General features: G+C 45.1%; 13 protein-coding genes. 3 read left to right on the forward strand and 10 right to left on the reverse strand.

Going from position 1 to position 12,307, the window contains the following annotated elements; all coding sequences use genetic code 11:
• Positions 1–35 precede the first annotated feature (35 nt).
• Both GZN30_RS12080 and fabR read right to left on the reverse strand, forming a co-directional pair.
• Entirely contained in the window at positions 36–422 is a 387-nt protein-coding gene (locus GZN30_RS12080) for a YijD family membrane protein (RefSeq protein ID WP_075649218.1), read from the reverse strand.
• Positions 422–1,063 (reverse strand): HTH-type transcriptional repressor FabR, encoded by a 642-nt coding sequence (gene fabR, locus GZN30_RS12085; RefSeq protein WP_075649217.1) that lies wholly within the window; start codon positions 1,061–1,063, stop codon positions 422–424. Before fabR ends, GZN30_RS12080 begins: the two co-directional genes overlap by 1 nt.
• 278 nt (positions 1,064–1,341) lie before the next feature.
• On the opposite strand from fabR, the gene sthA reads away from it, so the two are divergent.
• Positions 1,342–2,742 carry a Si-specific NAD(P)(+) transhydrogenase gene (sthA, locus tag GZN30_RS12090; RefSeq protein ID WP_075649216.1) on the forward strand — a complete coding sequence of 467 codons (1,401 nt, stop codon included), beginning with the start codon at positions 1,342–1,344 and terminating at the stop codon, positions 2,740–2,742.
• Positions 2,743–2,798: 56 nt separating this feature from the next.
• Here the strand turns inward: sthA and dinF are convergent, their stop codons facing one another.
• The 4 genes from dinF to GZN30_RS12110 form a co-directional block, all read right to left on the reverse strand.
• Positions 2,799–4,103: an MATE family efflux transporter DinF gene (gene dinF / locus GZN30_RS12095; protein WP_171972061.1), complete on the reverse strand. Its 1,305-nt coding sequence runs from the start codon at positions 4,101–4,103 to the stop codon at positions 2,799–2,801.
• 76 nt (positions 4,104–4,179) lie between these two features.
• A complete protein-coding gene (locus GZN30_RS12100; protein WP_075649214.1) occupies positions 4,180–4,992 on the reverse strand; it encodes a class I SAM-dependent methyltransferase in 813 nt (270 codons plus the stop codon).
• 97 nt (positions 4,993–5,089) lie between these two features.
• The gene (gene lexA / locus GZN30_RS12105; protein WP_075649213.1) at positions 5,090–5,713 is read right to left on the reverse strand and encodes a transcriptional repressor LexA; all 624 of its coding nucleotides are present in this window, start codon (positions 5,711–5,713) and stop codon (positions 5,090–5,092) included.
• A gap of 85 nt (positions 5,714–5,798) precedes the next feature.
• Entirely contained in the window at positions 5,799–6,161 is a 363-nt protein-coding gene (locus GZN30_RS12110) for a diacylglycerol kinase (RefSeq protein WP_269472801.1), read from the reverse strand.
• Positions 6,162–6,354: 193 nt separating this feature from the next.
• Between GZN30_RS12110 and plsB the strand changes: the two genes are divergently transcribed.
• The gene (plsB, locus tag GZN30_RS12115) at positions 6,355–8,811 is read left to right on the forward strand and encodes a glycerol-3-phosphate 1-O-acyltransferase PlsB (RefSeq protein ID WP_075649212.1); all 2,457 of its coding nucleotides are present in this window, start codon (positions 6,355–6,357) and stop codon (positions 8,809–8,811) included.
• 83 nt (positions 8,812–8,894) lie between these two features.
• Here plsB and ubiA read toward each other — a convergent pair whose 3' ends face one another.
• Positions 8,895–9,749: a 4-hydroxybenzoate octaprenyltransferase gene (gene ubiA, locus GZN30_RS12120; RefSeq protein WP_075649211.1), complete on the reverse strand. Its 855-nt coding sequence runs from the start codon at positions 9,747–9,749 to the stop codon at positions 8,895–8,897.
• Positions 9,750–10,289, reverse strand: a complete 540-nt coding sequence (locus GZN30_RS12125; protein WP_075649210.1) for a chorismate lyase — start codon at positions 10,287–10,289, stop codon at positions 9,750–9,752.
• Positions 10,290–10,450: 161 nt separating this feature from the next.
• Here GZN30_RS12125 and GZN30_RS12130 point away from each other — a divergent pair, with 161 nt between their 5' ends.
• Positions 10,451–10,861, forward strand: coding sequence for a flagellar basal body-associated protein FliL (locus tag GZN30_RS12130; RefSeq protein WP_075649209.1), 411 nt, complete (start codon positions 10,451–10,453; stop codon positions 10,859–10,861).
• 47 nt (positions 10,862–10,908) lie between these two features.
• Here GZN30_RS12130 and glpG read toward each other — a convergent pair whose 3' ends face one another.
• Positions 10,909–11,730, reverse strand: coding sequence for a rhomboid family intramembrane serine protease GlpG (gene glpG / locus GZN30_RS12135; protein ID WP_075649208.1), 822 nt, complete (start codon positions 11,728–11,730; stop codon positions 10,909–10,911).
• Between the two features lie 8 nt (positions 11,731–11,738).
• Positions 11,739–12,059, reverse strand: coding sequence for a thiosulfate sulfurtransferase GlpE (glpE, locus tag GZN30_RS12140; protein ID WP_075649207.1), 321 nt, complete (start codon positions 12,057–12,059; stop codon positions 11,739–11,741).
• Positions 12,060–12,307 lie beyond the last annotated feature (248 nt).

Consider the following 12,307-nt stretch of genomic DNA (forward strand, 5'->3'; position numbering starts at 1 on the left):
TAAAAAAACGAGCCCTTAGGCTCGTTTTTTTGTGCTTATTCAGCGACTTTTTCTTCTTTCTTAGACATATAGCCAAGTTTCTTACCAATCCATAGCATCAGTAACATTGATACCATAATGGCAAAGAAGTTAGAGCCTGCTTCTGGGTATTGAGCTTTTAAGAAAGCCGAGTGTCCAAATGCACCGACAAAGAAACACGCCAGTCCTACTAGAGGGATGTCCTCAGAAACTGGGTTAGTTAGATACTCTTTGTATAGCGCTTGAACAGCCAATACCAGCGCAATGATTGGGAAAATTGAGAAACTAACCTCACTCATTGTTAGCCATGAAAGCAATGAGTCACCACACATACCTGCAATTAGAGCAAGAACCAGTGTTTTCTTTTCCGAACCATGATTAATTGGATTATTTTCATTAGACATTAATCTATCCCGCCTTTTAGTCGGTTACGTTCACGTTCTTTGCGATACCAATAAGCCCCTTTGGCTATCATTCGCAACTGCATGATCAAACGTTCAGCTAAAATTTCACGCTCACGTCGATCGAGATCTAGAGCTTCCGCGCCTGAACTGAATACTAATGTGACTGACGCTTCTGCTTGGGTGAAGGCTTCGTCGCGGCTCATTCCTGTACTGATCAAAAATTCGGTTAATTCAGCCGCAAAATGCTGAATTTCTCGCGCTACAGCGGTTCGGAAAGCAAAAGAGGTTCCTGAGCGTTCTCGTAGTAATAAACGAAAAACGTTAGGGCTACTCTCGATGAATTCCATAAAGGTTTCCACAGAGGTACGAATGACACTGCCCTCTTTGACAATCCGTTGACGAGCTTGACGCATCAATTGACGCAGCAACAAGCCACCTTCATCGACCATGGTTAATCCTAGCTCATCCATATCCTTAAAGTGACGATAAAATGAGGTAGGAGCAATTCCCGCTTCACGCGCGACTTCCCGAAGACTTAAATTTGAGAAGCTTCGGTCTGCACTCAACTGATTGAATGCGGCATCAATTAATGAACGACGCGTTTTCTCTTTCTGCTGCGCGCGAATTCCCATGGTTTTCATGTTCTACTTTCTACTTTTCCTGACAAGGGATTCCCTAATATACAATGATTCTCCTTATGACTTAAGCCTTTCCTCGCTAGGGTGAAATAAACCCCAGTTGGGTAGCAAATACAATCCTTTCTCCTCAAATTAGAGATCTCACACAGAGTAAAAACGACAAATTTCATCTGTTCCACGTGATCACGTCGACTCTCTAGTGTGACAAACATTTACCCACAGCGAGAAATCGTTAAAATCACGCTAAAGCAATGTTAAAACAGTATAACAAGGAATAAGTTATGGCCGTAAGCAATCATTTTGATGTCATTGTAATAGGGAGCGGACCTGGCGGCGAAGGAGCCGCAATGGGGCTGACTAAAGCCGGTCTTAACGTCGCAATCATAGAAAAAGAGAGCAGTGTTGGGGGCGGTTGTACACACTGGGGAACCATTCCTTCAAAAGCACTTCGTCATGCTGTCAGTCGTATCATTGAATTTAACAACAACCCATTATTTTGCAAAAATAACACCAGCTTACACTCCACCTTCTCCAATATCCTCAACCACGCCAAAACTGTCATTGATAAACAGACTCGTCTTCGCCAAGGCTTCTACGACCGTAACGAATGTACACTCCTATTTGGCGCAGCCCGCTTCACCGACAGTCATACGGTTGCGGTCATGCAGAGTGATGGTAGCGAAGAGGTATACACTGCCGATAAATTCGTGATTGCAACTGGCTCTCGCCCGTATCGCCCAGAAAATGTCGACTTTAACCATGAACGCATCTACGACAGTGATTCCATTCTCAGCCTTAAACACGACCCTCGCCATATCATTATTTATGGCGCGGGCGTAATTGGCTGTGAGTATGCCTCTATCTTTCGTGGACTTGGGGTTAAAACCGATCTAATCAATACACGAGATCGCCTACTGAGCTTCTTAGATAATGAAGTCTCTGATGCCCTTTCTTATCACTTTTGGAATAGTGGCGTGGTGATTCGTAATGACGAAACTTACGAACAAATTGAAGGGACCGAAGATGGCGTGATTGTCCATCTACAATCCGGTAAGAAGATGAAGGCGGACTGTATCCTATACGCCAATGGCCGCACAGGTAATACAGAAAAACTCAATCTTGCCGCACTAGGACTTGCCGCCGACTCTCGCGGTCAGTTAAAGGTTAACAGCAATTATCAAACTGAAGTCGAACATGTGTTTGCTGTGGGTGATGTGATTGGTTACCCAAGTTTAGCAAGTGCCGCTTATGACCAAGGTCGATTCGTCGCCCAAGCGATCACTAAAGGGCAAGCGGAAAACCACCTTATTGACGATATTCCAACCGGGATCTACACCATTCCTGAAATCAGCTCAGTGGGTAAAACCGAGCAAGAACTGACTGCCGCTAAAGTACCTTATGAAGTAGGTCGATCGTCTTTCAAACACCTTGCTCGTGCACAAATTGCGGGTAAAGATATTGGTAGCTTAAAGATTCTCTTCCATCGCGAGACGAAAGAAATCCTAGGCATCCATTGTTTTGGTGAGCGTGCTGCGGAAATCATCCATATCGGGCAAGCCATTATGGAGCAAAAAGGCGAAGCGAATACCATTGAGTATTTCGTCAATACCACATTCAACTATCCGACGATGGCTGAAGCTTATCGCGTAGCCGCACTAAATGGCTTAAATCGACTGTTTTAATCGACGGTGATACGTCCGTAAAAAGCCGCTTTAATCAGCGGCTTTTCATTGTAAGCTTACGCAAGAAAACGGTCTTTCTGCCACTGGTAAGCCAATACTATCGCTAAAGTAATACCTCTCATCGCCATAAAACTGAGCATCGCCAGCCATAATGCGTGATTCTCAAGATCAGAGAACAAGTAAAACATCGCAAAGAAGCAGCTTGTGGCAACAAACATACCGTTTCGCATCTCTCGCCCTTTCGTCGCGCCAATAAAAATGCCATCCAATAGAAAGCACCACATGGAGACAAGCGGCATTGCCACCAACCAAGGCAAATAATTCAAAGCGGTATCATGAACCGAATCAATATCCGTGATCAAATTGATCAACCCTGATCCTGCCGCAGCAAAAATGACTGTCAATGTGGTACAGATAATGAAGCTCCAGAAAAACGTCCCTACTAATGACTGAGATAGCTGTTGTCGATCTTTTGCGCCAATCGCCTTACCAACCATCGCCTCCATTGCATAGGCAAACCCATCCATGCCATAGGAAATCAACATCAGAAAACTCATCAAAACAGCATTAGCGGCAACGATTTCATCACCGAAGCTCGCCCCCTGAAAAGTCATAAAGGTAAATGTCGCCTGTAAGCATAAGGAACGCAAAAAGATATCTCGATTAAGCTTCACAAAACGCATAATGCCATTAGAGGTCTCTTTCAACAGTGAGAAAAACGCCGGCAGTTGCTGCTTTCTCCACGTGTGGGCGACGCATAAAAGACCAAAACTTGCTCCGGAATAATCCGCAATAACCGAAGCGAGCGCCGCTCCTTCCACCTTCCAACCAAAGCCAATAACAAATAGGATATCGAGCAGGATATTGGTTAGGTTAGTAATGATCACCATCCACATCGGTGCTTTGGCATTCTGCGTACCAAGCAACCAACCCAATAGTACAAAGTTTGCCAATGCAGCAGGCGCACTCCAAATACGCACAGTGAAGTATTGCTCAGCATAGTGCTTCACTTCCGCACTGGCATCACTGTAATTGAAGATAAAATCGCTGAGCCAAGGGTGTAACGCTAAGATACAGCAAGCAAAACCCAACGCCATCATTAGACCTTGGACAAAAACAAGACCAAGTTGATGACGTTCACTGGCACCGCATGCTTGAGCGGCTAACCCTGTCGTCGACATGCGTAAAAAGCCGAGTAGCCAGAAAGTCACACTGATCACCATGCCACCTAACGCGACACCGCCTAAATACCAGGCATGCTCCAAATGACCAATCACCGCGGCATCGACCAAACCGAGTAGCGGAACCGTCACATTAGATAGCACCATAGGAATCGCGAGCGATAGCACTTGCTTATGCATCGCTCGATTAGAAAGAGTTTGAAAAATATCCACGAAATTACTACTTTGCACTCAAGATGCGCAAAGTGTAACTGGATCACCAGCGAAGCAGAACTACTACTGGCGTGAGACGACGTTTAATCGCTGAAAAATTAGTTAATAGACGCTGCCACCACTTCCAGCGGTGACAATGTTTATCTAAAGGAGAAAAGATCCTCACTCGGCGGAGCCATGGTAGGTATTGCAGCATCGCATCTCGAGCCGACTCGTAGCCGTGAGCGTATTGTCCAGAGCCCATTCCTTGTCCGAGTTTAGTCTGGCTTAAATCTCCAGCGAGAACGAGACAGGCTCGGGCATCATCAAAATGGCGTCCAAGTGCTTGAACAAAACTCGCGACTTGAGGCTGCTGAATATCGAGCAATGCGTGTTCACACACCAACATTACTGGTGCTTTTTCAGGAATATTCAGCTCATCGAGCCATGAAAGTTCAGTCACACTGCCGCACTGGTGATGATAACGCTCACTATTGTGGAACAGCTTCTGTCTCCACAGTAAGTTTTCAGTGACATCTAACTCTATCCAATGGCATAAGCCATTGTCGACCCGATAAAAGCGCGTATCGAGACCGGCGCCGACATTAATAATCCAGCCATCAGGGTTTTGTTTAAGGAAGGCGTTCACTTGCTCATCACATAACTGAGTGAGTGTGGCATGTAGGAGTTGCTTTTGAGCGATATCACCTGAAAAACACTCTGGGGCGAGCTTACAGCGGTGACACGCACTGGCGGCGATTGGATCGTAAACCAAGCCATCATCAGCCAAACTCTCTCGGCTGCGAAACCATAATGGCTGTAGCAAATTCGCTGGGATCTGATAGCGAGTTTTAGGGGGTCGTTGCGGGCCAGCCATTATCATCTTCCTTAATTAGCAATAATAAAGATGATAATGAATATCAATTAGAAAAACAAGCTAATGATAATCTTTCTCATTAGCTTGCAGTTAATAATTACATCCAATCGGTGTTACGAATAATACCCACCGCAATGCCTTCAATCGCTAAGTGCTGGCTGGTTAGATCCACTTTGATTGGTTCAAATTCTTGGTTTTCTGCATGTAGCAGCACGGTAGAGCCTTTACGTTCTAAACGCTTAACGGTCACATCATCGTCTACACGGGCAACCACAACTTGTCCATCTCGTACATCTTGGGTTTTATGCACAGCAAGCAGATCGCCATCCATAATACCGATATCTTTCATCGACTCGCCGTTAACTCGCAGTAAAAAGTCTGCCTGTGGCTTAAACATGCTTGGATCCACTTGATAGTGAGCTTCAACATGCTCTTGCGCCAAAATAGGCTCACCAGCAGCAACTTGACCAATAAGAGGCAAACCTTGAGCATCGTTTGCCGCATCATCTGTGAGCAGAATACGGATACCACGAGAGGCACCAGGAATAATTTCAATCGCTTGCTTACGAGCAAGTGCTTTCAGATGTTCTTCAGCGGCGTTCGCTGAACGAAAACCGAGTTCTTTTGCGATTTCAGCACGCGTTGGCGGCATGCCGGTATCATCAATTTTACTTTTGATTAAATCAAAAACTTGTTGCTGGCGGGGCGTTAACGGCTTCATAAGTCACCTGTCTTTTTATACAGTTAACTGTGAGTATATCCAGTAACTGAACAAATGAAAAGCGAATTGATGATTTTTTAGAGGGTTAGAAAAACAGGATCGTCGCCCAAGTATAAGCCGTTAATAGCATGGCTAATAGCACGGCTGCAGAACCAATATCTTTCGCGCGACCCGAGAGTTCATGACGCTCAGATCCGATTCGATCAACTACCGCTTCGATCGCGCTGTTGATCAATTCAACAATCAATACCAACACAACAGTCGCCACCAACAGAATGCGTTCTAGTTGAGTCACATCAAGCCAAAACGCCACCGGCAACATAATTGCAGCCAACAAAATCTCTTCACGAAAAGCCGCTTCATTTTTAAACGCTGCGACCAACCCTTGCCATGAATAGCGAGTGGCATTCATTAAACGTTTTAAACCATGAGTGGTATTTGGTTTCACAATAATCTCTCAAAAATGTAATCACTAAGCGCAATCATCACCAGAATTGCTGGTTTTCCATTCAATAATAATTAAAAGGTTCGACCAGTTTCTGGTATCCTTGCTGCCTAAAAAAATCGCTTGGGCATATTTCGAGTTCTAGACTCAAAGAACTGGAAATATGCTTATTATCTAATCGAGGCAAAGAACCTTTATGTCTTCTGGACGTTCACTATCACGCTCGCTTTTAAAGCTGCCGCTTTCGGTGCTGGTAAAGGGAACGGCTATACCTTCAAATCCGATTGAAGATCATAGCATTGATATTAACAAGCCCATTGTTTACGCACTACCTTACCGTTCTGCTGTGGACTTACTTAGCCTGCAAAAGCAGGTGAAGTCACTGGGTCTACCTGACCCGTTAGAGCCTCTTGAGATAAATGGCAAAAGCTTTAATCGCTACGTATTTACCTCTTCGCGCCAAACCGTTATCGGCAACGACAGCGATGTGCCCGCAGAGTCTATCGCTCTCTTCTCTGAACTACTAGCACTTCATAAAGAAGACAGCGAGTTGGATGTTCAGGTCATTCCCGTTACCGTACTTTGGGGACGTAAACCGGGTAAAGAAGGTAAGCACGCAACTTACCTACAATCGCTCAACGGACCACAAAAAGCCAAAGCTGTCCTGCTATCAGGTCGTGACTGTTTAGTGCGCATCAGCCCAGTGGTTTCATTACGCTATATGGCGAGCTCTCATGGCACCGACGCTTCCATTGCACATAAACTTGCCCGCGTCGCTCGCATCCACTTCTCTCGCCAAAAATTGGCAGCTTCTGGTCCAAATCTACCAAGTCGCCAAGCGCTATTTAATCGTCTAATGAAATCCAAAGCGATTGAGAAAGCCATTGAAGACGAAGCGAGCAGTAAAGATATTTCACTAGAAAAAGCGCGCAAAGAAGCTCATGACATTATGGATGAGATTGCGGCTGACTTCTCTTATTCTTTAGTACGCAATGGTGACCGAGTGCTGGGGTGGCTGTGGAATCGCATCTATCAAGGACTCAACATCAACAACGCTGCGACAGTGCGTCGCTTAGCGCAAGATGGTCATGAAATTGTTTATGTGCCGTGTCATCGCAGTCATATGGACTACTTATTACTCTCGTATGTCTTGTACCACGAGGGAATGGTTCCACCGCATATCGCTGCTGGTATCAACCTAAACTTCTTCCCTGCTGGTCCTATTTTCCGCCGTGGTGGTGCTTTCTTTATTCGCCGCAGCTTCAAAGGCAATAAGCTTTACTCTACGATTTTCCGTGAGTATCTAGCGGAGCTATTTGCTAAAGGTTACTCGGTAGAATACTTCAGTGAAGGTGGTCGCTCGCGTACTGGTCGTCTGTTACAAGCAAAAACCGGTATGTTAGCAATGACAGTTCAAGCGATGTTGCGCGGTCTAAATCGCCCTGTAACTCTTGTACCGGTTTATATTGGTTACGAGCATGTCATGGAAGTCGGCACCTACGCAAAAGAATTGCGTGGCAGCCGCAAAGAGAAAGAAAATGCCGGTCTTGTACTACGCACCATTCGTAAGCTGCGCAACTTTGGTCAAGGCTATGTGAATTTTGGTGAGCCGATCCCAGTCAACCAATACCTCAATGAGCATGCACCAGAGTGGACCAAAGATATCGACCCGATGGGCGGTTCTAAACCACAATGGTTAACGCCGGTGGTGAATGGTCTCGCCACCAAGATGATGACGCATATTAATGATGCCGCGGCTGCCAACGCCTTAACACTATGTGCGACAGCTTTACTGGCATCACGCCAACGCGCACTCTCACGTGATAGCTTGGTGCGACAAATCGATTGCTACCTGTCATTGCTGAAAAACGTGCCTTACTCTTCAACTTGTACAGTACCAAATGAAGATGCAGAAACGTTAGTAAAACACGCGGAGTCACTGGATAAGTTTGTATTAGAAACGGACACTATGGGTGAAATTGTATCGCTTGACCGCAACCAATCGATCCTAATGACTTACTACCGTAACAACATTATTCACTTGTTTGCTATCCCTGCATTGATTGCTCAAATGCTAGTACGCCGCCAAAAGCTCACCATGGCGCAAATCAAAGCCAATGTAGCTCAGGTGTACCCATTCTTAAAGCAAGAATTATTCTTGAGCATTGATGAAACAAACTTGGATCAAGCAGTCGAGGCCTATGTCAACGAGCTGGCTAACCAAGGATTGATCAGCATCGAGCAAGAGATGGTGGAAATTAAGCAAAACAATACTCAGGTACTGGTTCTGCTTGGTCGAACTATCTCTGAAACTTTGCAACGTTACTCAATTGCACTGAATTTATTGGTGGCAATGCCAGAGCTTGGCAAATCTGATCTTGAAATCAAGAGCCAAGATATTGCTCAGCGCCTAGGGCGTCTACATGGCATCAATGCTCCAGAGTTCTTCGATAAAGGCGTTTTTGCTGCGTTGTTTACCACGTTGAAAGAGCAACACTATCTTGATATTGATGGCAACTGTGACTTAGAGAAAACGCGCCAATTTGCTGAACTGCTTTACACCATGCTTTACCCCGAAGTTCGTCTAACCATTCGTGAAAGCGTCTGCCAAGCAGCAGAGCATTGCGAGTTAGAGCAACTAACGGAAGAGTAAGTTCTCAGCAACGAAAAAGGGCATCATTCGATGCCCTTTTCTATTTCTCGTTGTCGCTCGCTATAAACGCTGGCTTGGTCGATTTACCAAAATGCCACTAGCAAACCAAGTGTGACTGCCATACCCACATAGTTGTTATTGAGAAAAGCTTGGAAACACAGTTCGCGCTGACGATGGCGAATCAAATGCTGCTGGAAAACAAACAGCGCACCGACAACCAAAACACTCCAATAAAAACTCGTGCCTAACGAATACCACATCCCCAAAGCAATCAACATCATCAGGGTAATCAGTTGCAATGCGCCAATCACCATTTTGTCAAAACGTCCGAATAAAATTGCGGTCGATTTAATGCCAATTTTCAGGTCATCATCGCGGTCAACCATCGCATATTGAGTATCGTAGGCAATGGTCCACAACGCATTCATGACAAACAAAAACCACACCATTGGCGGCAATTCATTCGCTTGCGCAGCCCAGGCCATTGGAATCGCCCAACTAAAAGCCAAACCCAAAAATAATTGTGGCAGATGCGTATAGCGCTTCATAAACGGGTAAATAAACGCAAGAAAGATACCGACAAACGAAAGCTTAATCGTCAATGGATTCATCGTCAGCACGAGGACAAACGAAAGTAGCGCCAAGACGATAAATAATGTCACCGCTTCACGACTGCTAACCAAACCCGATGGTAACGGACGATGTTGAGTTCGTTTTACATGCCCATCCACCTTGCGATCAGCAAAGTCATTGATAACGCAGCCCGCCGCTCGCATTAATACCACACCGAGTACAAAAACCAGTAACACTTCGATACTCGGAATACCTTGTGCCGCGATAATCAATGCCCACATCGTCGGCCAAAGTAATAACAGCGTACCTATCGGCTTGTCCATTCGCATTAATTGCCAATAAGCACGCGCTTTTGTGGCAGTCATTTATGCTCTCTCCTTTGAGTAAATCGGTGCACTCGGTAAAAACAGTTCGGCGACCAGCATCGGTTTATCATTCATCCACAAACGCGAACGTCTCGCTAAACACAAACCGCTTGGCGTCTTCACCCAAGCGACTTGCAAGGCATCACGTTTAACATTGTTCGAGCTAAACACGGTCAAACCTAGTGGAATTTCCCCTTGCTGAGTCAAATCATGCGGTTGGTCGACTAATGAGGATTCTGGGATCAGGGTTCGACCTAAAACCCAAGGCTCACCATCGCCTTTGAGTACCACTTTGCGCAACAGACATTGCTCAGCAGTCAACAAACTCAATTCCTGTTGATCAAGTTGAGTGGGTGCAACAATATCATTGTGGAATAGATCTACATTCAATTGTTGGCAATAAGTTTCGAGTAAGCGTGACAGTGAGCCTTGTTCTTGTAACCATTCCTTTGCTATCTCAGAAGGAAAGTTAAACTTTTCAGGCTGTTGCCATTCCACTTGGCGCAGTGAAGACAAATAAAGCGCAATCATTTGATTCATACAGTATTCAATCAGTCGCTCTATCGCGTACAATAAAGCTACAATTTATGGGTGAACTGCAGAGCAAGCAATTCACCATTATTCCTTACAAATAGATGCTCTATTGTAACAAGACTCCGGCGATTCGAATATCGTGATCAGAAGAAAGAAAAGTTAGAAATATGTTTAAACGTTACCTAGTCCAAATATTTGCAGCTGTTGCATTGATTTTCGCAGCACCTAGCATGGCAAGTGAAGAGCCGAGTACACCGCAGCTTGCTTACTTTACCCTAGAACCTGATTTAACCACGAACTTCTATACTCAAGGCAACAGACTGGGCTATATCCAAGTACGTATCGACATCATGGTCGCCAACCAAATCGACTTACCGATCATTGAAAAGCATCAACCTTTAATTCGTGATGCAGTGATTGAAATGCTCGGTAAACAGACGGAAGCAACCGTGAAATCTTTAGCAGGGCGCGAAGATATGCGTAAAAGCTTAGTTGCGGAACTGAACAAAATCCTCTTACCTGAAACCGGTAAAACGGTTATCGCAGATTTACTGTTTACCAAGTATCTCTACCAATAACGATAAGCAAACTGCAGATACAAAAAAAGCGGCGCATGCCGCTTTTTCTATTTTCGAGTATCCCATAAACCGATGGCGATGCCCGAAAGTAACCCAACTAGATGTGCTGTATTGGCGATGGCCATAAATGGCTGCACAAAACCAAGCACTAAAAAGACCAGCATAAAACCGAGAATGGGTTTGGGCATAAGTAGCCCTCGACTCGGAGCTCGGTAGCTAAACATCCAGATATAACCGACTAACGCATAGACAACGCCAGACAAACCACCGAAATTCGCCCCCTCGACCCAATACTGACCAAAGCCAGAAATGGCAGCCGACAGCAAAAACACTTTGATCAGCTTGCCACTGCCTAAGCGCTGTTCAATATCACCACCAAGCTGCCACCACCATAACAAGTTAAAAGCGATGTGCATTACTGAAAAATGCAATAAGGCATGGCTAAACCAACGCCAAATTTGCCACTCTTGTCCAGCAAAGGCTGGAAAATGCAACGCATCAAAAACCGGTCGCCCCGCACCGAACTGCTGCAAGACAAAGATCAGGATGCAGCTTGCCATGATCAATAAGCTAAATGGTCCCGCCTTCGCTTTAACCATCGCGAGCATACTTGGCGAGTTATACCGGAAATTATTTTGTCGTGATTCCGCCATATCCCATGATGCGGCTTGGTATTTAGCATGGTTGGGGTTATCGAGAAACATCTTAAGCTCGGCTTCGGTTTCTACCTGATGCTGAGCATCCACCAGCCATAAGGTAAACTGACCTCCCCCCTCGGGCATCATCTTAATATCGACATGACGTGATGCCATATAGTCAATAAAGGCTTGTGCCATTCTTGGATGGGTAAGAGTAATCAGTTTGATCATAGTACTACCTAGTTAGTTTCAACGGGTAAGTTGGCGCGATGCCAAGCTTCAAAGCCACCATCAACACTATACACCTGCTCAAAGCCTTGGTTAACCAAATACTGTGCAGCACCTTGACTACTAATCCCGTGATAACACATCACTAAGATCGGTTCCTCAAAATCAGCCTCTTGCATAAATTGATTAATCGTATCATTGGTTAAATGAAATGCTTGTGAGGCATGTGCCACCGCAAATGACTGTGGGTCACGAATATCAAGCATGTGCGCTTGAGCACTCTCCATCAAATCATGTGCTGCTTGTACATCGATATGCTGAAACTGGTCCATTTACTTTCTCTATTGGTTTTATTTAATGTCAGCATTGTAACCTATCCAGTGCTCAACAAGTACACGATAGCAATAGGGTTATCCACTTGCGATCACTTCTTCACCATTTGTGGATAACTCTGTGGATTGCGTTGATAAAGTGTCTAATTCAATTTCGATCCACTAGATGTTGTGATGATCCTTATTTTTTTGTGAGTAATTAGAACTATATCCCCAATTCAAATCCCCCTTCAAAGCCTTTATTCACC

Source organism: Vibrio ponticus (assembly GCF_009938225.1).
GTDB lineage: Bacteria > Pseudomonadota > Gammaproteobacteria > Enterobacterales > Vibrionaceae > Vibrio > Vibrio ponticus.